Annotated in this window: 25 protein-coding genes and 1 pseudogene; 18 read left to right on the top strand and 8 right to left on the bottom strand. The window is 67.8% G+C overall.

Annotated features, from left to right (window positions below; all coding sequences use genetic code 11):
- The first annotated feature begins 2 nt into the window (after window positions 1–2).
- The 8 genes from VET27_RS09925 to pdxT all read left to right on the top strand — a co-directional run bounded on the left by VET27_RS09925 (window position 3) and on the right by pdxT (window position 6,866).
- Window positions 3–554, top strand: coding sequence for an ATP adenylyltransferase (locus VET27_RS09925; RefSeq protein ID WP_526517527.1), 552 nt, complete (start codon window positions 3–5; stop codon window positions 552–554).
- A complete protein-coding gene (gene pgsA / locus VET27_RS09920) occupies window positions 551–1,231 on the top strand; it encodes a phosphatidylinositol phosphate synthase (protein ID WP_526517525.1) in 681 nt (226 codons plus the stop codon). Before VET27_RS09925 ends, pgsA begins: the two co-directional genes overlap by 4 nt.
- Window positions 1,228–2,193: a phosphatidylinositol mannoside acyltransferase gene (locus VET27_RS09915; protein ID WP_526517523.1), complete on the top strand. Its 966-nt coding sequence runs from the start codon at window positions 1,228–1,230 to the stop codon at window positions 2,191–2,193. Before pgsA ends, VET27_RS09915 begins: the two co-directional genes overlap by 4 nt.
- Window positions 2,193–3,428, top strand: coding sequence for a glycosyltransferase family 4 protein (locus tag VET27_RS09910; protein ID WP_526517521.1), 1,236 nt, complete (start codon window positions 2,193–2,195; stop codon window positions 3,426–3,428). The genes VET27_RS09915 and VET27_RS09910 overlap by 1 nt, the downstream gene beginning before the upstream one ends.
- Window positions 3,428–4,453, top strand: coding sequence for an NUDIX hydrolase (locus VET27_RS09905; RefSeq protein WP_526517560.1), 1,026 nt, complete (start codon window positions 3,428–3,430; stop codon window positions 4,451–4,453). The genes VET27_RS09910 and VET27_RS09905 overlap by 1 nt, the downstream gene beginning before the upstream one ends.
- 78 nt (window positions 4,454–4,531) lie before the next feature.
- A complete protein-coding gene (pdxS, locus tag VET27_RS09900) occupies window positions 4,532–5,431 on the top strand; it encodes a pyridoxal 5'-phosphate synthase lyase subunit PdxS (protein ID WP_526517519.1) in 900 nt (299 codons plus the stop codon).
- An 11-nt stretch (window positions 5,432–5,442) separates the two neighbouring features.
- Entirely contained in the window at window positions 5,443–6,288 is an 846-nt protein-coding gene (gene tesB / locus VET27_RS09895; RefSeq protein ID WP_526517517.1) for an acyl-CoA thioesterase II, read from the top strand.
- Window positions 6,285–6,866 carry a pyridoxal 5'-phosphate synthase glutaminase subunit PdxT gene (pdxT, locus tag VET27_RS09890; protein ID WP_526517515.1) on the top strand — a complete coding sequence of 194 codons (582 nt, stop codon included), beginning with the start codon at window positions 6,285–6,287 and terminating at the stop codon, window positions 6,864–6,866. The genes tesB and pdxT overlap by 4 nt, the downstream gene beginning before the upstream one ends.
- Before the next feature lie 13 nt (window positions 6,867–6,879).
- Here the strand turns inward: pdxT and VET27_RS09885 are convergent, their stop codons facing one another.
- A complete protein-coding gene (locus VET27_RS09885; RefSeq protein WP_526517513.1) occupies window positions 6,880–8,637 on the bottom strand; it encodes a CocE/NonD family hydrolase in 1,758 nt (585 codons plus the stop codon).
- A gap of 62 nt (window positions 8,638–8,699) precedes the next feature.
- Here VET27_RS09885 and VET27_RS09880 point away from each other — a divergent pair, with 62 nt between their 5' ends.
- Both VET27_RS09880 and VET27_RS09875 read left to right on the top strand, forming a co-directional pair.
- The gene (locus VET27_RS09880) at window positions 8,700–9,311 is read left to right on the top strand and encodes a TetR/AcrR family transcriptional regulator (RefSeq protein ID WP_526517511.1); all 612 of its coding nucleotides are present in this window, start codon (window positions 8,700–8,702) and stop codon (window positions 9,309–9,311) included.
- Between the two features lie 47 nt (window positions 9,312–9,358).
- A complete protein-coding gene (locus tag VET27_RS09875; protein WP_526517509.1) occupies window positions 9,359–10,114 on the top strand; it encodes a YebC/PmpR family DNA-binding transcriptional regulator in 756 nt (251 codons plus the stop codon).
- On the opposite strand, the gene VET27_RS09870 is transcribed toward VET27_RS09875, so the two are convergent.
- The 3 genes from VET27_RS09870 to VET27_RS09860 form a co-directional block, all read right to left on the bottom strand.
- Window positions 10,111–10,773, bottom strand: coding sequence for an NAD(P)H-binding protein (locus VET27_RS09870; RefSeq protein ID WP_526517507.1), 663 nt, complete (start codon window positions 10,771–10,773; stop codon window positions 10,111–10,113). The two genes, VET27_RS09875 and VET27_RS09870, sit on opposite strands and share 4 nt — an antisense overlap.
- Window positions 10,773–11,216, bottom strand: coding sequence for a VOC family protein (locus VET27_RS09865; protein WP_526517505.1), 444 nt, complete (start codon window positions 11,214–11,216; stop codon window positions 10,773–10,775). Before VET27_RS09865 ends, VET27_RS09870 begins: the two co-directional genes overlap by 1 nt.
- A gap of 411 nt (window positions 11,217–11,627) precedes the next feature.
- Window positions 11,628–12,206: a TetR/AcrR family transcriptional regulator gene (locus VET27_RS09860; protein ID WP_526517503.1), complete on the bottom strand. Its 579-nt coding sequence runs from the start codon at window positions 12,204–12,206 to the stop codon at window positions 11,628–11,630.
- Window positions 12,207–12,268: 62 nt separating this feature from the next.
- Here VET27_RS09860 and heR point away from each other — a divergent pair, with 62 nt between their 5' ends.
- A complete protein-coding gene (gene heR / locus VET27_RS09855) occupies window positions 12,269–13,084 on the top strand; it encodes a heliorhodopsin HeR (protein WP_526517501.1) in 816 nt (271 codons plus the stop codon).
- 31 nt (window positions 13,085–13,115) lie between these two features.
- Window positions 13,116–13,871: an SDR family oxidoreductase gene (locus VET27_RS09850; protein ID WP_526517499.1), complete on the top strand. Its 756-nt coding sequence runs from the start codon at window positions 13,116–13,118 to the stop codon at window positions 13,869–13,871.
- Here VET27_RS09850 and VET27_RS09845 read toward each other — a convergent pair.
- Window positions 13,868–14,182, bottom strand: coding sequence for a transposase (locus VET27_RS09845; RefSeq protein WP_526517497.1), 315 nt, complete (start codon window positions 14,180–14,182; stop codon window positions 13,868–13,870). The genes VET27_RS09850 and VET27_RS09845 overlap by 4 nt on opposite strands.
- Before the next feature lie 231 nt (window positions 14,183–14,413).
- Between VET27_RS09845 and VET27_RS09840 the strand changes: the two genes are divergently transcribed.
- From VET27_RS09840 to VET27_RS09820, 5 genes are read left to right on the top strand one after another with little or no spacing between them, the layout of a single operon-like run.
- A complete protein-coding gene (locus tag VET27_RS09840; RefSeq protein WP_526517495.1) occupies window positions 14,414–14,677 on the top strand; it encodes an LmrA/YxaF family transcription factor in 264 nt (87 codons plus the stop codon).
- A gap of 35 nt (window positions 14,678–14,712) precedes the next feature.
- Window positions 14,713–15,267, top strand: coding sequence for a crossover junction endodeoxyribonuclease RuvC (ruvC, locus tag VET27_RS09835; protein WP_526517493.1), 555 nt, complete (start codon window positions 14,713–14,715; stop codon window positions 15,265–15,267).
- Window positions 15,264–15,854 (top strand): Holliday junction branch migration protein RuvA, encoded by a 591-nt coding sequence (gene ruvA / locus VET27_RS09830; protein ID WP_526517491.1) that lies wholly within the window; start codon window positions 15,264–15,266, stop codon window positions 15,852–15,854. The genes ruvC and ruvA overlap by 4 nt, the downstream gene beginning before the upstream one ends.
- A gap of 6 nt (window positions 15,855–15,860) precedes the next feature.
- Entirely contained in the window at window positions 15,861–16,928 is a 1,068-nt protein-coding gene (gene ruvB / locus VET27_RS09825; RefSeq protein ID WP_526517489.1) for a Holliday junction branch migration DNA helicase RuvB, read from the top strand.
- A 19-nt stretch (window positions 16,929–16,947) separates the two neighbouring features.
- Window positions 16,948–17,334, top strand: coding sequence for a DUF1304 domain-containing protein (locus VET27_RS09820; RefSeq protein WP_526517487.1), 387 nt, complete (start codon window positions 16,948–16,950; stop codon window positions 17,332–17,334).
- Window positions 17,335–17,366: 32 nt separating this feature from the next.
- Here the strand turns inward: VET27_RS09820 and VET27_RS09815 are convergent.
- Window positions 17,367–17,876, bottom strand: a pseudogene (locus tag VET27_RS09815) (GGDEF domain-containing protein); the annotation flags it as partial.
- 123 nt (window positions 17,877–17,999) lie between these two features.
- On the opposite strand from VET27_RS09815, the gene VET27_RS09810 reads away from it, so the two are divergent.
- Entirely contained in the window at window positions 18,000–18,686 is a 687-nt protein-coding gene (locus VET27_RS09810; RefSeq protein WP_526517485.1) for a hypothetical protein, read from the top strand.
- 17 nt (window positions 18,687–18,703) lie between these two features.
- Here the strand turns inward: VET27_RS09810 and VET27_RS09805 are convergent, their stop codons facing one another.
- The gene (locus VET27_RS09805) at window positions 18,704–20,137 is read right to left on the bottom strand and encodes a gamma-aminobutyraldehyde dehydrogenase (RefSeq protein WP_526517483.1); all 1,434 of its coding nucleotides are present in this window, start codon (window positions 20,135–20,137) and stop codon (window positions 18,704–18,706) included.
- 2 nt (window positions 20,138–20,139) lie between these two features.
- Window positions 20,140–21,486: a 4-aminobutyrate--2-oxoglutarate transaminase gene (gene gabT / locus VET27_RS09800; RefSeq protein WP_526517558.1), complete on the bottom strand. Its 1,347-nt coding sequence runs from the start codon at window positions 21,484–21,486 to the stop codon at window positions 20,140–20,142.
- Window positions 21,487–21,863 lie beyond the last annotated feature (377 nt).

Genomic DNA, 21,863 nt, shown 5'->3' with positions numbered 1-21,863 from the left:
CGGTGGATCCGGAGAACACGATCACCGACCGGGGTATCGGCGATCCCGATCACCTGCAGAGGCTGTGGACGCCGCATCGGATGAACTACATCGCCGAGGCCAAGGTGGATGGCGGGTCGGCGGCGTCGTCGGAACCGTTCAGCGACATCCCGACGATGTCGGACGAGGACGGGCTGGTCGTTGCGCGCGGCGAACTCGTCTACGCCGTGCTGAACCTGTACCCGTACAACCCCGGACACCTCATGGTGGTCCCGTACCGGAGGGTCTCGGAACTCGAAGACCTCACCGACGCGGAGAGCGCCGAGCTGATGGCGTTCGCGCAGAAGTCGATCCGGGTGATCAAGGCCGTCTCCCGGCCACACGGCTTCAACGTCGGGCTGAACCTGGGGCACTCGGCGGGCGGGAGTCTGGCCGAGCACCTGCACATGCACGTCGTGCCGCGTTGGGGCGGTGACGCGAACTTCATCACCATCATCGGCGACTCGAAGGTGATCCCACAGTTGCTGCGTGACACCCGCCAGCTGCTGGCGACGGAGTGGGTGGCGCAAACGTGAGCGACTTCTACCTGATGACGCGGGCGGCGTACGCCAAGCTGAGCCGTCCGGTGGCGAAGGCCTCGCTGCGCATGGGACTCACCCCGGACAGCATCACCATCATCGGGACAGCGGGAACGGTGATCGCGGCGCTCACGCTGTTCCCGATCGGGCAACTCTGGTGGGGCGCCTTCGCGGTGTTCGTGTTCGTCCTCGCGGACATGCTCGACGGGGCGATGGCGCGCGAGCGCGGGTTCAGCACGCCCTTCGGCGGCGTGCTGGACGCGACGTGCGACCGAATCGCGGACGGTGCCGTCTTCTGCGGCCTGCTGTGGTGGGCCGCCTTCGGGATGCACAGCGCCTCGCTGGCGGTCGCGACGATGATCTCGCTGGTCACCTCGCAGGTGATCTCCTACATCAAGGCCAGGGCCGAGGCCAACGGGCTCAAGGGCGACGGCGGGTTCATCGAACGGCCGGAGCGGCTGATCATCGTCCTCCTCGGCTCAGGACTTTCGGGAGTCTCGTTCCTGCACGTGCCGTGGTTGCTGCCCGTGGCGATGTGGGCGTTGGCGCTGGCCAGCCTCGTCACGCTGGGGCAGCGGCTGCACTCGGTCCGCACCTCGCCGGGCGCGACCGATCCGATGGAGACCAAGCCGCAGCCGCCCAACGATTCCGAAGAGGAAGCGAGCGGGCCGTGAGCACGCCGTCGGCGGGTCTGCCGAGCGTGCGCGGATTTCGGCTTCCCCTCGGTGGCCAACTGTCCGACCTCGGTTACGCCGCGGGTTGGCGAGTGGTGCGCGCGATGCCAGAGTTCGCCGCCCGCAACGCCTTCGAGGCGGGCGCTATGTACGCATCGCGCGGCGGTGGACCAGAACAGCTGCGCAAGAACCTCGCTCGGGTACTCGGCGTAGCGCCCGCCGACGTGCCAGGCAGCCTGATTCGTGCTTCGCTGGCCTCCTACGCACGCTATTGGCGGGAGGCGTTTCGGTTGCCGTCGATGAATCACCAGGTACTGGCCCGTCGACTCGACGAGGCGGCCCTCGGAGGCGAGCACGTGGCCGCGGCATTGGATGCAGGCCGCGGTGCGATCCTGGCGGTGCCGCACAGCGGCAACTGGGACATGTCAGGGGTGTGGTTGACCAATACCCACGGCCGATTCGCCACGGTCGCCGAACGGCTCAAGCCCGAGTCGTTGTACAAGAGATTCCTCGACTATCGCGAGAGCCTGGGATTCGAGGTGCTTCCGCTGACCGGTGGTTCCCGGCCACCGTTCGACATCATGGCTGAGCGGCTCCGCGGAAACGGTCTCGTCTGCCTGATGTCCGACCGCGACCTCACCAAGTCGGGCGTGCGGGTGAACCTGTTCGGCGAGCCGACGATGCTGCCCGCGGGGCCAGCCAAGTTGGCTCTGGCGACGGGCGCCGCGCTGCTGCCCGCGCACTCGTACTACGAACCCGACATCGCGGCGACCGCCATCAGCCCGCGGCTGGACACCTCGTCGGGAGACGTCGCCACCATCACCCAGTCGCTGGCCGACCGGTTCGGCACGAACATCGCAGCCCATCCCGCCGACTGGCACATGCTGCAGCCCCAGTGGATCGCCGACCTGTCGGACGAGCGCCGCGCCCGGCTGGATGAAGTCGGGGGGGGATCGAGCTGATGCGGATCGGGATGGTGTGTCCGTACTCGTTCGACGTACCGGGCGGCGTGCAGGCGCACGTTCTGCAGCTCGCCGAGGTGATGCGCAGCTACGGGCACGACGTCAGCGTCCTGGCGCCGTCGTCGCCGGAGGCACAGTTGCCCGACTACGTCGTATCCGGTGGCAAGGCGGTCCCCATCCCGTACAACGGCTCCGTGGCACGGCTGCGGTTCGGTCCGGCCACTCACCGCAAGGTCAAGAAGTGGCTCATCGAGGGTGACTTCGACGTGCTGCACATCCACGAGCCGAACGCGCCCAGCCTGTCGATGCTGGCCTTGATGATCGCGGAGGGGCCGATCGTCGCGACGTTCCACACGTCGACCACGAAGTCGTTGACGCTCAGTGTCTTTCAGGGCATTCTCCGGCCCTGGCACGAGAAGATCGTCGGCCGGATCGCGGTCTCCGACCTGGCCAGGCGCTGGCAGATGGAGGCGCTGGGCTCCGACGCCGTAGAGATCCCCAACGGCGTCGACGTCGAGTCGTTCGCGTCGGCGCCCACGCTGGACGGTTACCCGAGGCCCGGCAGGTCGGTGCTGTTCCTCGGCCGGTTCGACGAACCCCGCAAGGGCATGGCCGTCCTTCTGGGCGCGCTACCCGAGCTGGTCGAGTCCTTTCCCGACGTCGAGGTGCTCGTCGTCGGCCGCGGTGACGAGGAGGAGTTGATGTCCGAGGCCGGCGACCTGGCCTCACACCTGCGCTTCCTCGGTCTGGTGGACGACGCCGAGAAGGCGTCGGCGATGGCCAGCGCCGACGTGTACTGCGCGCCGAACACCGGAGGGGAGAGCTTCGGCATCGTCCTCGTGGAGGCGATGGCGGCTGGAACGGCGGTGGTGGCGAGCGACCTCGATGCCTTCCGCCGGGTGCTCGAAGACGGCTCCGCAGGTCGGCTGGTGCCGGTCGACGACTCCGCCGCGCTGGCTGCCGCACTGATCGAGGTGCTTGGTGACGACGTCGCCCGCCGGCGGTACGTAGAGGCGGCGACCAAGGCAGTGCGCAAGTACGACTGGTCCGTGGTGGCGCGTGAGATCCTGCGCGTGTACGAGACGGTCGCGGGTGCGGGCGCCAAGGTTCGCGTGGCGGGCACGGCAGGCGCCCGACCATCGGCCGTGCCCCGGCGACCCTCGAGTAAGGGCAAGAAGGCGACGCGCGCGAGCCGGCAGGCCGACGACAGGGAAGCCGCAGGAGAGATGGCGTGATCACGTGGATCGTGGTCGTGGGGCTCGTAGTCCTGGCGGCGGTGCTGTTGATCGGCGGAATCTGGTCGTTCCAGACGGCCCATCGACTGGACCGCCTGCACGTCCGATACGACCTCTCCTGGCAGGCGCTCGACGGCATCCTGGCGCGGCGCGCCGTCGTCGCCCGCGCCGTCGCCACCGATGCCTACGGCAACGGTGCCGCGGGCAGGCGGCTGGCCGCGCTGGCCGACGCCGCCGAGCGGGCCCCGCGCACTGCGCGCGAGGCAGCCGAGAACGAGCTGTCGACCGCACTCGCCGCGGTGGATCCCGCGTCGCTGCCGGTGGCGTTGGTCGCGGAGATGGCGGATGCGGAGGCGCGCGTGCTGCTGGGTCGCCGCTTTCACAACGACGCCGTGCGCGACACCCTTGCCCTGCGTGAACGACCCCTGGTCCGCTGGCTGCACCTCGGCGGAACTGCGCCGATGCCCAGCTATTTCGAAATCGCCGAACGGGCTGCGCAACGCTCCGTCGGCCAGCAGGTCTACAAACGCACGTCCGCCCGCGTCGTCCTGCTCGACGAGCTCGGATACGTGTTGCTGTTCTGTGGATCCGATCCGGCGAGCGATACCGCACCGCGGTGGTGGTTCACCGTGGGTGGCGCCGTGGAGCCGGGCGAGACGCTTCCCGATGCGGCCGTTCGCGAGCTGGCAGAGGAGACGGGTTTGCGCGTCAGCAGAGCCGATCTCGTCGGACCGGTGTGGAAGCGCGAGGCCGTCTTCGACTTCAACGGCTCGGTGATCCGCAGCGCGGAGATGTTCTTCGTCTACCGGACGTTGCGGTTCGAACCGTCGACGGCCGGCTTCACCTCGTTGGAGAACCGCACCATCCACGGGCACCGTTGGTGTGACGAGGCCACCATCGCGGCGCTGGTGGACGGCGGCGAGACGGTCTACCCGTTGCAGCTCGGCGAGCTCCTTGCCGAGGCCAACGCGCTGGTCGCCCCTGGGTCCACTGGGCCGGCCCGGGAGTTGCAATCGATTCGCTAGTCGTCGGGACAAGCTGCGGATCACATCGATTTGGCCCGGCCACTAGACTGGATCCGTACTGATTTGGAGGAGATTGACGTGGATTCCCCCGATACCCCGCTGACTGGCACCGCACGTGTCAAGCGCGGCATGGCCGAGATGCTCAAGGGCGGCGTCATCATGGACGTCGTCACACCCGAGCAGGCCCGCATCGCCGAGAGTGCCGGGGCCGTTGCCGTGATGGCACTCGAGCGCGTGCCCGCCGACATCCGCGCTCAAGGCGGTGTGTCGCGGATGAGCGACCCCGACATGATCGAGGGCATCATCTCCGCGGTGACCATCCCGGTGATGGCCAAGGCGCGCATCGGTCACTTCGTTGAAGCGCAGATCCTGCAGAGCCTCGGCGTCGACTACGTGGACGAGTCCGAGGTGCTCACGCCCGCCGACTACGCCAACCACATCGACAAGTGGAAGTTCACGGTGCCGTTCGTCTGCGGCGCCACCAACCTGGGCGAGGCACTGCGTCGCATCAGCGAGGGTGCCGCCATGATTCGCTCCAAGGGCGAGGCGGGCACCGGGGACGTCTCCAATGCGACCACCCACATGCGCAAGATCGGTGGCGAGATCCGCCGGTTGACCTCGCTGTCGGAGGACGAGTTGTTCGTCGCCGCAAAGGAATTGCAGGCGCCCTACGATCTCGTGGTCGAGGTGGCGCGGGCGGGCAAGTTGCCCGTGACGTTGTTCACGGCGGGCGGTATCGCCACCCCGGCCGACGCCGCGATGATGATGCAGCTCGGTGCCGAAGGCGTATTCGTGGGATCGGGCATCTTCAAGTCGGGCAACCCCGAGGAGCGTGGCGCCGCCATCGTCAAGGCCACGACCTTCTACGACGACCCCGACGTGCTGGCCAAGGTGTCGCGCGGGCTGGGGGAGGCCATGGTCGGAATCAACGTGGAGGAGATCGCGCAGCCTCACCGGCTCGCCGAGCGCGGCTGGTAAGAAACGGGCACATGTCGATCGAAGAGATCCTCGATCTCGAGCAACTCGAGGTCAACATCTACCGCGGTGGTGTCTTCAGCCCGGAATCCGGTTTCCTGCAGCGAACGTTCGGCGGTCACGTGGCAGGCCAGTCGTTGGTCTCGGCGGTGCGTACCGTTGACCCGCGTTATCAGGTGCACTCGCTGCACGGCTACTTCCTGCGGCCCGGTGACGCCAGGGCGCCGACGGTGTATCTGGTGGAACGGCTCCGCGACGGTGGCTCGTTCGCCACGCGGCGGGTCAACGCGGTGCAGCACGGCGAGACGATCTTCTCGATGTCGGCGTCGTTCCAGACCGATCAGAGCGGCATCGAGCACCAGGACGTCATGCCTTCGGCGCCGCCGCCCGACGACCTGCCCAGCTTCCGATCCGGTGGTGCCTTCGACGACGCCGGGTTCGCCCAGTTCGCGGAATGGGACGTCCGCATCGTCCCTCGCGAGCAGGTCGCGGTGCTGCCCGGCAAGGCATCTCAACAGCAGGTGTGGTTCCGCCACACCGACCCGCTTCCCGACGACCCGGTGCTGCACATCTGTGCGTTGGCCTACCTCAGCGATCTCACGCTGTTGGGTTCGGCACAGGTCAATTACCCCGACGAGCGCAAGCACCTGATGGTGGCGTCGCTGGATCACGCCATGTGGTTCATGCGACCGTTCCGCGCCGACGAGTGGCTGCTGTACGACCAGGCTTCTCCGTCGGCCTGCGGCGGCAGGGCACTGACGGAGGGCAAGCTCTTCAATCAGTACGGCGAGATGGTGGCGTCGGTGATGCAGGAGGGCCTAACCCGCTACCAGCGCGACTTCACCCCGCCCGCCAAGTGACGGCACGCGTCGGTGTCCTCGCACTTCAGGGAGATACCCGGGAACATATGGCGGCACTGACCGAAGCCGGTGCCGAGGCCGTCACCGTGCGACGGCGTGCCGAGTTGGACTCCGTGGACGCCCTGGTGATTCCCGGCGGGGAATCGACGGCCATGAGCAAGCTGCTGCGTGAGTTCGAGTTGCTGGACCCGTTGCGCGCGCGACTGGCGGACGGCATGCCGGCCTATGGGTCGTGCGCGGGCATGATCCTGCTGGCGACCGAGATCGTCGACGCCGGCGTCCCCGGCCGGGAGGCGTTGCCACTGGGCGGTATCGACATGACCGTGCGGCGCAATGCGTTTGGCAGGCAGGTCGATTCGTTCGAGGGTGACATCGAGTTCGAAGGGCTCCCCGGCGGCGTGCACGCGGTGTTCATCCGTGCGCCGTGGGTCGAGCGCGTCGGGCCGTCGGTCGAGGTGTTGGCGCGCGCCGCCGGGCATCCGGTCGCGGTGCGCCAGGGCAGGACGTTGGCGACGGCGTTTCACCCAGAGATGACGGGCGATCGTCGCGTGCACCGCCTCTTCGTCGACTCGCTGTAGCGGTTTCGGCGCGCTAACTGTCGCTGATCGAACGTATTCGCGCCGAAATCGCGGGTGAGGGGAGCGTGGGGAGCAGTAGCCGTGACGACGAGCGAATCGTGTTGAGGCTGCTGGTGCCGACACTGGCGTGCCGGAAGTTCATGATGGCAGGCGTCTCGGGATTCTGATCGTCGCTGGTGATGGTCAGTCGGATGCGATCTCCAGCCTCGAAGCGACGGGCGTTGGCCACCATGGGAATTCGGTACTCGACGTCCTCGCCGATGGGCACTGCTTCCGCCGTCCGGCACCGTAGCACCGGCGCGCCTGGCCGGCTGGCGTCTTCGTCGACCTCGCGAAGGCTGGCGCGCAGCCACCCCGCGGTCACGTCGGACGCGGAGCCGTCGGCAGCGACGTGCTCCAGGGTCGCGATCCAGGCCGTGTCGAGGGCGGTGGTCGACGCGATCAACCGCAGCTCGATGTCGCCGACGACATCCATCGGCGTGGTCACCGGTGAACTGGTCCAGGTCAGCATCGCAGGCGCGTCGATGGCGCTGGGCTTCAGGCGGCCAAGACCGCCGCCGAGCGCCATCAACTCCCGTGCACCAGGGGTGCCCTCATCGCCGTCGAGCGTGCCGTCGGCGCGCAGCGCCCACTCCGACAGTGACGTTCCCGCGGGCGGCCACTGGTCGGCGGTATGCCAGTCCTCGGTGCCCGGCAGCACGTAACGGATCGGTGGACCATCCATGATTCCGGTCTCCCGACCCTTGAGCCAGTGGTCGAACCAGGCCAGCGCCTCGGTGTGAAGGCTTTCCCACGGCCAGGTCAGGCCGTACTGGCCGAGCATCGCCACTCGAACGTTCGGGTTGTCCGCCAACGCCTTCCACGCCGCGAACGTCGACGGCAGGTGCAGGGGCACGTTCTCCCAGTCGCACCCCAGGTAGACGGGAATGTCGATGCGGCTCAACAGCGGTGTGAGATTCCTTTCGTCCCACCATTCGTCACGGGTGGGGTGTTTGACGGTGACGTCGAGCCACAGGTCGTCCCACGGATGGGGGTCGTGGGGGAGCTTGAGCAGTTGACGCAACATGGTCACTGCTGCCTCGCCGTTCATGGTGCCGAACTTGCGATGCAGCGGCGGCGTGTTGAGCACCTTGCGGGCCATTTCGACGGGCCGGCTGCGCCAGAACCCGTCGCTGCGGTCCGACGTCATGCCCGCCATCGACAGGAACGGCGTGACGAACGACGAGCTGACCAGCCCGTGGTGGGTGGCAGCCTCGTACAGATCGGCGGTGACCGCGACCGGAAAGATCGCCTTGAGGTGGGGCGGGCGTTCGACGGCGGCCTCGAGTTGGGTCATCGCGAAGTAGCTGATGCCGATCATGCCGACATTGCCGTCGCACCACGGTTGTGCAGCGGCCCACTCGACGAGGTCGTACATGTCCTGGCGTTCTCGTTCATCGAAGAAGCCGAACGTCCCACCCGATCCGCACGTACCGCGCACGTTCGCAATCACGTGGACGTAGCCGCGGGGGACCCAGAAGTCGGTGACGCCGGCCTCGATGAACCCCATCGGGGCGCCGAGATTCTGAATCTGGCGCGGATAGGGCGATGCGGCGATGAGTGCGGGGAACCGTCCGTCAGTGTCCGGGCGGAACACGTCGGCGAGCAGCGTGACGCCGTCGCGGACGGTGATCCCGACGTTGTTCTCCCGGTGGCTGCGGTGCTCGGCCGCACTTAGATTGCGGTAGTCGCGGCCCGTCGTCTGCGGTCCGTTCAATTGATTGCGCGTCATGAGTCTCACGGTACGTTGAGACTAGTCTCAACGCAAGGTGAAACTATTGCTATCCTCGACGCATGCCGAAGAAGACGCCGCCCGGACCCCGCGACGAGAGGGGCGTGCTGTCGGCCCGGATTCTGGCCGCCGGCCGCGATGCCTTCGCCGAAACCGGTTGGGCCGGAACGACGATGCGCGCCGTAGCCCGGACGGCCGACGTCGACCCCGCGCTGGTGTATCACTACTACGGCTCCAAGGAAGCCCTGCTCGACGCGGCGACCACGCCGCCGCAGCGCTGGCTTGAAGGTGTCGCCAAGACCTGGACGGCGCCACCGTCCGAGCTGGGCACCGCCTTGTTGCGGCTGATGTTGGGCGCCTGGGCCGACGAGGAGATCGGTCCCTTCCTGCGAGCAGTGCTTCTCACTGCCGCGCACGAACCGACGACGCGCGAGAAGCTGCGCCTCGTCGTCGAACGCAGCCTGATCGGGGTTTCGCAGCTCGGTGCTGACGAGCATGAACGTATGGTGCGCAGTGGCCTGATCTCCTCACAGATCATGGGCCTGGCGATGATGCGCTACGTGTGGAGGATCGAGCCGGTCGCTTCCATGAGTGATGACGAGATCGTCGCGGCCATCGCCCCGAATCTGCAGCACTACATCGAGGGCGACCTCGGGGGACTACCCTCCACGTAGACTCGACGATCAGACTTCGGAGTTGAACGAAAGCGAGCAGTACCTGCATGAGCGGCCATTCCAAGTGGGCCACCACCAAGCACCAGAAGGCCGTCAAGGACGCGCGCCGCGGCAAGGAATTCGCCAGGCTGATCAAGAACATCGAGGTCGCGGCCCGGACCGGCGGCGGTGACCCGTCGGGCAACCCGACGCTGTACGACGCCATCCAGAAGGCCAAGAAGACCTCGGTACCCAACGACAACATCGAACGCGCCCGCAAGCGCGGTGGTGGTGAAGAGGCGGGCGGCGCGGACTGGCAGCCCATCACCTACGAGGGCTACGGACCGAACGGCGTCGCCGTGCTGATCGAGTGCCTCACCGACAACCGCAACCGCGCTGCCAGCGAGGTGCGCATCGCGATGACGCGCAACGGCGGCAACATGGCCGATCCCGGTTCGGTGTCCTATCTGTTCACTCGCAAGGGCGTCGTCACGCTGGAGAAGAACGGTCTGTCCGAGGACGACGTGCTCAGCGCCGTGCTAGAGGCGGGGGCCGACGACGTCAACGACCTTGGTGACAGCTTCGAGGTGATCTCCGAACCCACCGACCTGGTCGCCGTCCGAACCGCGTTGCAGGATGCGCGCATCGACTACGAGTCCGCCGAGGCCAGCTTCCAGCCGTCAGTGTCGGTGCCCGTCGACCTCGAGGGTGCGCGCAAGGTGCTCAAGCTGGTCGATGCCCTCGAAGACAGCGACGACGTGCAGGATGTCTGGACCAACGTGGACATCTCGGACGAAGTCGCCGCCCAGCTCGACGAGGACTAGCGTCCGAGCGGGGACACCGCGTCGTCGATCGGGGTGTCGCCCGAGATCAGCTCGAACGTCACCCCACCGGTGGCCGGTGCGTCGAGGAGTGCGACCAACACTGCCGCCACATCGGCACGCGGGATGCTCCCGCGCCCGGTCGACTTGGCGACGCGCACCCGCCCCGTGCCCGCGTCGTCGGTGAGCGCTCCAGGCCGCACGATCGTGGAGTTCAGACCGCTCAGTGCTCGGATCGCATCGTCGGCTGCCGCCTTGGCCTTGAGATAGGCCGCGAACACCGGGTCACCCACGTCCTGCGGTGACCGGTCGTCGGCACCCATCGCGGAGACCATCAGGTAGCGGCTCACTCCCGCCGCTTCGGCGGCATCGGCGAGCAGGATCGCGGCGTCGCGATCGACGGTCCTCTTCCTGTCGATCCCGCTGCCCGGGCCCGCGCCCGCCGCGAATACCACCGCGTCGGCATTCGCGAGCAGGCCGGCGACCCGATCCACCGAGGAATTCTCCAGGTCGAGGACGACGGCCTCGGCGCCCGCGCGCCGCAGATCCGCACTCTGGTCGGGGTTTCGGATCAGCCCTGCCACCGAGTCGCCACGGTCGGCGAGCAACTTCTCGAGGATGAGCGCGATCTTGCCGTGCCCGCCTGCGATGACGACGCGCATCACTGTCTCCCGTCGATTGCGAACACCTGGGAATCATCCGCGAAGGCCTTGAACTCCAAGGCATTTCCGGCGGGATCGAGCAGGAACATGGTCCACTGTTCGCCAGCCTGGCTCTCGAAGCGCAGGTAGGGCTCGATGACGAACTCTGTGCCGCTGCTGCGTAGCCGCTCGGCGAGCCGGTGAAACTCGGCGACGTCGAGCAACAGGCCGAAGTGCGGCACAGGGACGTCGTGGCCGTCGACCGGATTGAGTGCGAGCGTGGATCCGCTTGAGGCCAGATGGGTGACGAGCTGATGCCCCTGCAGGTTCCAGTCGACCCACGATTTTGCGCTGCGGCCCTGCGGCAGTCCCAGCACCGTGCCGTAGAAGTGGCGTGCCGCGTCGAGGTCGTCGACGGGTATGGCCAGATGGAACCGTGGGATGGGGGAGTCGAGGACGGTCACCCTTCCAAACTATCGCGACTCGAGGAAGGCGCCGATCTGGCGGGCGGTCTGCTCGGGCTGGTCGAGCATGATCAGCACGTGGGCATCGTCGACGTAGCGCGCCATGCCACCGGTCAGGTCGGCCAAGCTGTGCGCATGCCGATCGGGCGCATAGATGGCCTGCTCGAGCTCCGTGGACGCGCGCGCGAACGGCTACAGCGGTCGGTCCGGCGCAACGAGGCGCTGGTCGCCGCGGACACCGAAACGACGGCCGAGCAGCCCTGCCCGTCGCGACGGCCTACCCGCCTCAGGTCACGGTCGTCGAGCACGGTGCCGTCAGAGGTCGCGCCATGCGACTGGCGCGAGCCGCGGTCGACCGGGCCATCGCCGCACCGGGCGGCTGCGACGCGGCGTCGCGGGCCGACCGGACGATCAGCCGCGATCGCCCGGCAGTGCCCCGTGCAGCAGCAGGCCGAGCAAGCCCTCGCGCGCCTCGAGCGCGGTCAGCCGCCTGCTCACCACGTGCGGTGCCACCGCGGTGATGCCGGCGACCACCAGTCCTGCCAGCAGGTCGACGTCCACCTCCGGGCGCAGTCGGGCACGCGTCTGCAGGTCCACCAGCAGTCCTCGGACGTCCGTCTGGAAGACCTCGATGTGGCGCGCGACGGACTGCGGCGGTGATCCCAGGGCGGCCACCGTGATCAGGGCGCGAGTCGGTGAATCGGCGAAGTACTCCAGCTGCAGGTCGATGTAGGCCGAGAGCACCTCGATCGGGTCGGCGTCGGTGTCCAGCACGTCCTGCAACCGGGCCTGCACCTGCGACACCTCGCGGTCCACCCAGGCCTGCAGCACGTGGGCGACGTCGGGGAAGTAGCCGTACAGGGTGGGACGTGACACCTTCGCCCGCGCCGCGACTGCGGACATGGTGACCCGGTGGACGCCGTCCTGTCCGGCCAGCTCGACCGCGGCGACCATGATGCGGTCGCGAGCGGTCGGTGGAACGGTGTCCACGTCGGCCTCCCTGGGCTGAACAACCCCTTGCGAGTTGCCTTACAATCTGTAAAGGTTGAGTCATGTCGACCCCCTCCGACCATGCCACACCCCTCGACGAACGACCGGCGTCCGACGGTGCTGCCATGCACGACCTGGCGGCGCCCCGGCTTCGCCGTCTGCGGACCTGGAACATCGCCCTGACCGTGCTGCACGCCGCCCAGGCCGTCGCCGTGTTCGTCATCGCCAGCGACTTCGTCATCGACCTGACCACGGCCTACCCGGCCGGCCCACCGGGTACGGCGGTGCCGCAGGCGGAGCCGGCGTTCGCGGTTCAGATCGGACCGGCCATCGCAGTCTTCCTGGCGCTCGCGGCGCTGGACCACCTGCTGACCGGTGTGGTGCTCCGCGGCACCTACGAACGCAGCCTGGCGCGGGGCGTCAACCCATTCCGGTGGCTGGAGTACAGCCTGAGCTCGACCATCATGGTCGTCCTGGTCGCCATGTACGCGGGCATCACCCAGGTGAGCGCGATCATCGCGATCATCGGCGCCAACGTCGCGATGATCCTGTTCGGCTGGGTGCAGGAGCGCAGCAACCCCCCGGGGCGCCGACCCGCCGACCTCGCACCGTTCTGGTTCGGTTGTGTGGCCGGCGCGGCTCCCTGGGTGGCGATCACCGTCAACCTGGTCGGCTCCGGCTACGTCCCGACGTTCGTCTACGTCATCTTCTTCTCGCTGTTCGCGTTCTTCATGAGCTTCGCGGTCAACCAGTGGCTGCAGTACCGGCAGATCGGCCCGTGGCGCGACTACGGCTTCGGGGAGTCGGTCTACCTGGTGCTGAGCCTGGCGGCGAAGTCCGCTCTGGCCTGGCAGATTGTCGCCGGGTCCCTGGCCTGACGTTCTGACGTCCTGAAAGGAGGTCGACGAAGTGGCGCAGCGCGTCGTGGACGGGGTGGTCCTCGTCACCGGAGCCAGCTCGGGCATCGGCGCGGGTATCGCCGCGCGCCTTCATGCGCGGGGGGCCCGCGTCATCATCTCGGGCCGGGACCGGGCACGGCTGGAGTCGGTGGCGGCTCGACATCCCGGGATGTCTGTGGTCGTGATGGACGTCGCCGACCCGGAGTCCGTCACACGAGGGCTGGCGGACGTGGCGGCGGGAGCCCCGCATCTGACCACACTCGTCAACAATGCGGGGATTCAGCGGCTGCTCGACTTCACTGCCGCCGAGCCGCCCGGACCCGCCGACATCGCCTCCGAGATCGCCACCAACTTCGCCGGGCTCATCAACGTCACCGCGGCGGCACTTCCGCTGCTACGTCGGGCTCCTCGTTCGCGCGTGGTCCACGTCGGCTCAGGTCTCGGGTTCGTGCCGTATGCCAAGGCCCCCGTCTACTCCGCGACGAAGGCCGCGGTCCATTCCTTCACGGTGAGCCTGCGACGGCAGCTGGCCGGGTCGACCGTCCAGGTCGTCGAGATCATCCCTCCGGTCGTCGACACGCCACTGCACCGCGACATGCCATCAGCGCCCCCCATGGCCATGCCGTTGGAACGCTTCCTCGACCGGGCCATGCGGGGCCTGGACGCAGGTAAGGACGAGATCCCGATCGGGCTTGGACGTGTCTCGCAGATCGGGGCGCGGGTGGCTCCCAAGCGCTTGCTCTCGCTCATCAACCGCGGCGACTAGGAGACTCCTGAATCTTGGTCTCGGGTGCAGAGGATCAGCGAGGTCAGCAGGAGGCCGCCGCGGTGGTTGCGGGCGGTCTTGTCGTAGCGGGTGGCGATGCCGCGCCATTGCTTGAGCCGGTTGAAGCAGCGTTCGACGACGTTGCGGCCCTTGTAGGTCTCGGCGTCGAAGCGCGGGGGGCGCCCGCCCGTGGAGCCACGAGCGGCTCGCCGGGCCAGTTGGTCGCTGCGCTCCGCTGAGGTGAACCGGATCCCGCGGGAGCGCAGCGCGGCGCGGGTCGAGGGGTGGGAGTACGGCTGGTGGGCCAGCACCTCGTCAGGTCGGCTACGTGGTCGGCCCGGACCCTGGCGGGGGACCCGGATCGCGTCCTGCGCCGGTAGCAGCTGCGGGTTGTCCCTGGCCGGGCGTCAGGATCACGCCCAACGGCAGCCCGCGCCCGTCCACCACCAGGTGGATCTTGCCGGTCAGACCGCCGCGAGACCGTCCAATCCCATGATCAACGGGCTCAGCGGCCAGAATCCTGTCATTAGACCGAGCCCCCTATGAGACGATCGGGGCCGACGGCCATCTTCACCGGCTGGCTCGACGGCGGCACCGCGTACTTCGTCTCCCGTGGGCTGCCATTTCGCACCGCCCGCGATGTCACGGTCGCGCTCATCGGTGGACTCGAAGGCGCGTTCGTGCTGTCGCGGAGCCTGCGCGACGTCGAACCGTTGCTCGCGATGGGAAGAGCTCTCGCGCCGCGTTACCGGGGAACGGCACTGACGGGCGTGTCCCTACCCGGCGACGTCACCGCGGGCCATTAAGGTATCGAACAACTGTTCGGGACTGAGGAGCCAACGTGCGGGTGATGGGCGTCGATCCTGGGCTGACGCGATGCGGACTGTCAATCATCGAAAGCGGCCGTGGTCGTCAGGTGATCGCGTTGGACGTCGACGTCGTCCGGACTCCCTCGGACCAGTCACTACACAAGCGCTTGCTCATCATCAGCGACACCGTCGAGCATTGGCTGGACACGCACCATCCGGACGTGCTCGCGATCGAGCGGGTGTTCGCCAACCAGAACGCGAACACCGCCATGGGCACCGCGCAGGCGGGCGGTGTCATCGCCCTCGCCGCCGCCAGGCGTGACATCGACGTGCACTTCCACACCCCCAGCGAGGTGAAGGCCGCCGTGACGGGCAACGGTCGCGCCGACAAGGCTCAGGTCACCGAGATGGTCACCAGAATCCTTGCGCTGCAGACCAAACCGACGCCGGCCGATGCCGCGGACGCCTTGGCGCTGGCCATCTGCCACTGTTGGCGGGCGCCGATGATCGCCCGGATGGCCGAGGCCGAGGCCATGGCCGCCGAGCAGCGCCGCAAGTACCGGGCCAAACTCAAGGCGGCGACGTGATCGCGTCGGTGCGCGGTGAGGTGCTCGACATCGCCCTCGACCACGCCGTGATCGAGGCGGCGGGCGTCGGCTACAAGGTAATGACGACGCCGACGACGTTGGCGACGCTGCGGCGCGGCACGGAGGCCCGGCTCATCACCGCGATGATCGTCCGCGAGGACTCGATGACGCTGTACGGGTTCGCCGACGCAGAATCGCGCGACCTGTTCACCACGCTGCTCTCGGTCTCCGGCGTAGGCCCGAAGATCGGGCTGGCCACCCTCTCCGTGTACGACGCCAAAACCCTTCGTCAGGCGCTTGCCGACGGCGACGTCACCGCGCTCACCCGTGTGCCGGGCATCGGCAAGCGCGGTGCCGAGCGCTTGGTCCTCGAGCTGAGGGACAAGATCGGCTCCACGGTCTCGTCCGGCACGAGCGGGGTGGTCGGTGGGCACGCGGTACGCGGCCTGGTCGTGGAAGCCCTTGTCGGACTTGGCTTTGCGGCCAAGCAAGCCGAGGAGGCCGCTGACAAGGTCCTCGCGGAGGACTCCGAGGCGACGACGTCGAGTGCGCTGCGGGCCGCGCTGTCGATGCTGGGGAAGAAGTAAGCACGTATGGGCCGCTTCGACGACGACGAGCAGGACGACACCACCGATCGCGAGGTGTCGGCGGCACTGACGGTGGGTGAGGGCGACGTCGACGCCAGCCTGCGTCCCCGCTCGCTCAAGGAGTTCATCGGCCAACCGCGGGTGCGCGAGCAACTTCAGCTGGTCCTCGAAGGGGCCAAGAACCGCGGTGGCACACCAGATCACATCCTGCTGTCCGGCCCGCCCGGGCTCGGCAAGACGTCACTGGCCATGATCATCGCCGCCGAACTCGGGACGTCGCTGCGGCTCACCTCGGGTCCCGCCCTCGAGCGCGCCGGGGATCTGGCTGCCATGCTGTCCAACCTGGTCGAACACGACGTGTTGTTCATCGACGAGATCCACCGCATCGCCCGACCAGCCGAGGAGATGCTGTACCTCGCCATGGAGGACTTCCGCGTCGACGTCTTCGTCGGGAAGGGTCCCGGGGCGACGTCGATTCCCCTGGAGGTCGCGCCGTTCACCCTCGTCGGGGCGACGACCAGATCCGGGGCTCTGACTGGTCCGCTTCGCGACCGCTTCGGGTTCACCGCCCACATGGACTTCTACGAACCCGCCGAACTGGAACGGGTACTGGCCCGCTCGGCGGGAATCCTCGGCATAGAGGTCGGAGCGGACGCCGCTGCCGAGATCGCCCGGCGCTCGCGCGGCACGCCGCGCATCGCCAACCGTCTGCTGCGCCGCGTCCGCGACTATGCCGAGGTGCGCGCTGACGGCGTCGTCACCCGCGACATCGCGAAGTCCGCACTCGCGGTCTACGACGTCGACGAGCTGGGTCTCGACCGCCTGGACCGGGCAGTGCTCTCCGCGCTCACCCGCAGTTTCGGCGGCGGTCCGGTCGGTGTGTCGACCCTTGCGGTAGCCGTGGGCGAAGAGGCCACGACCGTCGAAGAGGTGTGCGAACCTTTCCTGGTGCGCGCAGGGATGATCGCCCGCACCCCGCGCGGCCGGGTGGCCACCGGCCAGGCGTGGACGCATCTTGGCATGACGCCACCCAGCGGTGTGGCTGGCCTGGGGCAACAGGGCTTGTTCGAGTAGCGTCGACGGAGAGCGTGAAATGACCACTGCCGGTTTGATATTCGCGGCGTTGGCTGCCGCCCTGCACGTCTACATCTGGGTACTCGAGTCGTTCCAGTGGACGTCCGCGCGCACGCGCGCGACGTTCGGCACCACGCCCGAGGAAGCCGAGACCACCAAGCTGTTGGCTTTCAACCAGGGCTTCTACAACCTCTTCTTGGCGGTCGTGACCGTGGTGGGCATTGCGTTCACGATCTCGGGCGGCACCCGCGTCGGCGCGGCGCTGCTGTTCGCCGGCGTCGGATCGATGCTGGCCGCCGCCGCAGTGCTGTTTTCGTCTGCCCCCGACAAGGCGCGTTCGGCAGTGATCCAGGGTGCACTGCCCCTCGTGGCGGTGGTGTTGCTCGCCATCGGCTTCTCGACGTAGGACTCGCTGGGGTGGCCGACCACGTGAACGCGATCACCGCCCGAACGCTTGGCCCTGTACATCGCCCGGTCCGCCGATTCGACCAGATGATCGACGTGCATGTTAATTTCGCGTGCGACCACCCGGAACAGCGATGCGCTCGCCACGCCGATGCTGGCGGTGACCCGCGACGGGGCCTGGGCGATCTCACGGCGTATCCGCTCGGCGAGTCCGACGGCGTCTCGGCGGTCGCCCGACACGGCGACCACGAACTCTTCGCCACCGATTCGCGCGACGACCGAGTCCCCGCGCCGAATGTGGCGGAGGATGTCGCCCACCGCGATCAACGTCTGATCGCCCGCCGCGTGCCCTGCGGTGTCGTTGACCCGCTTGAAGTCGTCCAAGTCGTCCAAGTCGACCATCACGCCCGTGAAGTGGACCGCACTGTCCCGGCTCGACTCGGCCGCCAGCAAGCGGACCGATCGTTGGAAGGCCCGCCGGTTCGGTAGATCCGTCAAGGGATCGATGTCCGACTTGAGCGCGTCGAGACCCAGGGTGTGCACCAGCACCTGCACACAGAACGGCACCGCGAGGATGCTGACGACCAACGCGATGGCGCAGTGGATCGCCGCATCGTTAGGGGCGTGCCGAAGTTGGGTACTCACTCCCCAAACTTAGGAGGCATCATGACTCAAGCCGTGTCAGGTGAACGCGTAGAGGGCGGAAGGTTGCGCATTGCGCGCAGTCGTGGTGCCGCCAGTGGATTACTGGTGATCCTGCTGGGGTTGTGGGGTGCACTCGTCCCGTTCCTGGGACCGGCGTTCGACTTCGCGTACGACGCCGATCAGGGTTCGGCGTGGAGCGCAGCCCGCGGCTGGTTGGAGGTATTGCCGGGGGTCGTAGCGGTGGTCGGCGGATTCCTTCTGGTGCGTTCCCGCAACCGCGCGACGGCAATGCTGGGCGGATGGCTCAGCGTCGTCGCCGGCGCGTGGTTCGTCATCGGTCGCGTCATGGCCACCACGCTGACCATTGGGGAGATCGGTCGACCGGTCGCGGAGAGCGAAACCAAGGCCGCGTGGCTGGAACTCACCTACTTTCACGGACTCGGCGCGCTGATCGTGTTCTTCGGAGCGATGGCACTGGGTCGGCTGTCGGTCCGTAGCGTGCGCGACGTCGACTACGCCCACCGCACGGTGGCGGCCCGACACGGTGACGAAGTCGACGAGCGGTCGACGGTGCCCAGCGGTCCCCTCACCGGGTCGACGCCGGTCCAGGAGGACGGGAATCGCACCATGGTGACGGAGCGTCCGCGGCGTTCCTGGCGCAATCGGCTCCCCGGGCGTCGGAACAAGACCACCCCGGTCGGTCAGTAGACCAGCTCGAAACGTCCCTATCCCGTGTAGACCATCACGTGCTTGATGCGCGTGTAGTCCTCGAGGCCGTACATCGACAGGTCCTTGCCGTGGCCCGAGGACTTGAAGCCGCCGTGCGGCATCTCGGCGACGAGCGGGATGTGCGTGTTGATCCACACGCAGCCGAAGTCCAGTGCGTTGGACACCCGGACGGCGGTCGAGACGTCCTTCGTCCAGACCGATGAGGCGAGGGCGAACTCCACCCCGTTGGCCTTTTCGAGCGCGTCGTCCTCGTCGGTGAAGGACTGCACCGTGATGACCGGCCCGAAGACCTCGGTTTGGATCAGCCGGTCGTGCTGCCGCAAGCCGCCGATGACGGTGGGTTCCACGTAGAAGCCCTTGTCGCCCTGCCGATGTCCGCCGGCGGCAATGGTGGCGTGGTCGGGGACGTCGTCGAAGTAGCCGAGCACCCGGTCCATCTGATCGACGTTGTTCACCGGCGGCACCCAGGCATCTTCGTCGTCGGCGGCCCTGCCGAACGTCGTCTGCGCGCCCTTGGCCTGCTCGGCCAGGGCGGCCGTGAGTTCGTCCACCACCGATGCATGCGCGAGCACCCTGGTGGCCGCCGTGCAGTCCTGCCCGGCGTTGAAGTATCCGGCGGTGGCGATGCCTTCGGCTGTTGCAGCGATGTCGGCGTCACCGAACACGATGACCGGGGCCTTGCCGCCCAGTTCGAGGTGGGTGCGCTTGAGGTGTCCGCCCGCGCTGACGGCGACCGCGCGGCCTGCGGCCACCGATCCGGTGATCGACACCATCTGAGGCGTGGGATGTGCCACCACGGACACACCGGTCACCCGGTCGCCGGTGACGACGTTGAGCACGCCGGGCGGAAAGTGCTTGGCCGCCAGTTCGGCGAGCATGACCGTGGTCACGGGCGTCGTGTCGCTGGGTTTGATGACGACGGCGTTGCCCGCGGCGACGGCGGGACAGAACTTCCAGATCGCCATCATCATTGGGTAGTTCCACGGGGCCACCTGGCCGACGACGCCGACCGGTTCGCGGCGGATCCACGACGTGTGGTTCTCCATGTACTCGCCGGCCGACTTACCCTCGAGAACCCTTGCGGCACCGGCGAAGAACCGGATCTGGTCCACCATCGGCGGGATCTCCTCGGCCATGGTGACGTGGTTCGGCTTGCCGGTGTTGCGGCCCTCGGCGGCCACCAGTTCGTCGGCTGCCTTCTCCACTTCGTCGGCGAAGTCGAGCAGAGCCTTCTGGCGGACAGACGGCGTGGTGCGCTTCCAATCCTTGAACGCCTTGGCCGCGGCGGCGTAGGCGTTGTCGACGTCTTGTTCGTTGGACACGGGCGCGGTGCCGTACCGCTCACCGGTGGTGGGGTCGACCAAGGCCATCGTCGCGCCACTCACCGAGTCGACCAGTTCGCCGCCGATGAAGTTCTTGACGGTCGTCACGGTCAGAGGTCCTTGAGGACGAGGGCGAGGACGTCGAGGCCTTCCTCGAGCAACTCGTCGCTGATGGTCAGTGGCGGAAGGAAGCGCAGCACGTTCCCAAAGGTGCCGCAGGACAACACGATCACGCCCGCGGCGTGAGCGCCCGCGCACAGCGCCTTGGTCAGGTCGGCGTCGGGTTCGGTGGTGCCGGGCTTGACGAGTTCGATGGCGATCATCGCGCCGCGGCCACGGACGTCGCCGATGCGGTCGTCGTCGGCCTGCATGCGGCCCAGGCGTTCCTTCATGAACGTCTCGATCTCGCGGGCCCGAGCCACCATCCCGTCGGTCTCGATGGTCTCGATGGTCGCCAGCGCGGCGGCGCAGGCGATCGGATTCCCGCCGTACGTGCCACCGAGGCCGCCCACGTGGGGGGCGTCCATGATCTCGGCGCGGCCCGTCACGCCCGCCAGCGGCAGTCCGTCGGCGATGCCCTTGGCGGTGACGATGAGGTCCGGCTCGATGCCGTCGTGCTCGCAGGCGAACATCGCACCGGTGCGGGCGAATCCGGACTGCACCTCGTCGGCGATGAAGATCACGTCGTTCTTCCTGCACCAGTCGAGCAGGGTCGGCAGGAAGCCCTCGGCGGGAACGATGAAGCCACCCTCGCCCTGGACCGGTTCGATGATGACCGCGGCCAGATTGTCGGCGCCCACCTGCTTGTCGATCACGCTGAGCGCCCGCTTGGCGGCCAGTTCCCCGTCGGTGGCGAGTTCCTTGCCGAACTCCGCGTCGCGGAACGGGTAGGACATGGGTGCGCGATATATCTCGGGGGCAAACGGTCCGAAGCCGTGCTTGTAGGGCATCGACTTGGCGGTCAGGGCCATCGTGAGGTTGGTGCGACCGTGGTATGCGTGGTCGAACGCGACGACCGCCTGCTTGCGGGTGTAGGTGCGCGCTATCTTGATGGCGTTCTCGACGGCCTCGGAACCCGAGTTGAATAGAGCAGAGCGAGTCTCGCCCGGAACGGGGGTCAGCCGGTTCAGGTGCTCGCACACCGCCACGTAACCCTCGTAGGGGGTGACCATGAAGCAGGTATGGGTGAACTGCGCAGCCTGGGCGGCGACGGCGTCGACCACCCGCGGAGAGGCGTTGCCGATCGTGGTCACCGCGATTCCAGAGCCCAGGTCGATGAGTCGGTTGCCGTCGACGTCTTCGACGATGCCGCCACCTGCGCGTGCCGCGTACACCTGCATCGTGTTGCCGACACCGCGTGCGACCGCACCGGCCTTGCGCGCGATCAATGCGGACGACTTCGGGCCGGGGATCGCGGTGGCGAGGTGGCGGCTCTGTTCGATGGTGCTGAGTTCGATGGTGCTCACGTCATGACTCCTGCGAAGGGTGGCAATGCCAGGGGAGAGGACGGCGTTACGTCCCCTCGGAGCCTAGTCGCCGTGGCGGACGACGCGACCGTTAACGTCGGTATGTTCGGCCTCCGACGGCGGATTGCGGCGTTGCAGGGCGAGTTCTCCTACGCTTTCGGTCGCGGCGGCTCGACGGAACCGACGCCACGGTCTTCAGTCTCGACGTCGACGGCTACGCAAGCAGGCAATTTGGGACGCCAAGGGCCACGACTTCGAGATAGGGCCGGTCGGCGACCCGCCGCAGTGATGGCACACTGGTCCAAGACGAGGCCCCCGCGTGACCGCATCCGTCCCGGGGCGCCATGACCGAAATATCGATACGAAAG

The organism is Mycobacterium sp. (assembly GCF_035633495.1).
Lineage (GTDB): Bacteria > Actinomycetota > Actinomycetes > Mycobacteriales > Mycobacteriaceae > Mycobacterium.
The sequence above is the reverse complement of the archived record's forward strand: the minus strand, read 5'-3'. Positions and strand labels throughout refer to the sequence as shown.

Bases quoted from the DNA above. Each gene is read 5' to 3' on its own strand.
- VET27_RS09840 (WP_526517495.1), top strand. From the start codon at position 14,414: ATGAGACGATCGGGGCCGACGGCCATCTTCACCGGCTGGCTCGACGGC.
- VET27_RS09875 (WP_526517509.1), top strand. From the start codon at position 9,359: ATGAGCGGCCATTCCAAGTGGGCCACCACCAAGCACCAGAAGGCCGTC.
- tesB (WP_526517517.1), top strand. From the start codon at position 5,443: ATGTCGATCGAAGAGATCCTCGATCTCGAGCAACTCGAGGTCAACATC.
- heR (WP_526517501.1), top strand. From the start codon at position 12,269: ATGTCGACCCCCTCCGACCATGCCACACCCCTCGACGAACGACCGGCG.
- VET27_RS09910 (WP_526517521.1), top strand. From the start codon at position 2,193: ATGCGGATCGGGATGGTGTGTCCGTACTCGTTCGACGTACCGGGCGGC.
- VET27_RS09810 (WP_526517485.1), top strand. From the start codon at position 18,000: ATGACTCAAGCCGTGTCAGGTGAACGCGTAGAGGGCGGAAGGTTGCGC.
- ruvB (WP_526517489.1), top strand. From the start codon at position 15,861: ATGGGCCGCTTCGACGACGACGAGCAGGACGACACCACCGATCGCGAG.
- VET27_RS09885 (WP_526517513.1), bottom strand. From the start codon at position 8,637: ATGACGCGCAATCAATTGAACGGACCGCAGACGACGGGCCGCGACTAC.
- VET27_RS09870 (WP_526517507.1), bottom strand. From the start codon at position 10,773: ATGCGCGTCGTCATCGCAGGCGGGCACGGCAAGATCGCGCTCATCCTC.
- VET27_RS09820 (WP_526517487.1), top strand. From the start codon at position 16,948: ATGACCACTGCCGGTTTGATATTCGCGGCGTTGGCTGCCGCCCTGCAC.
- VET27_RS09880 (WP_526517511.1), top strand. From the start codon at position 8,700: ATGCCGAAGAAGACGCCGCCCGGACCCCGCGACGAGAGGGGCGTGCTG.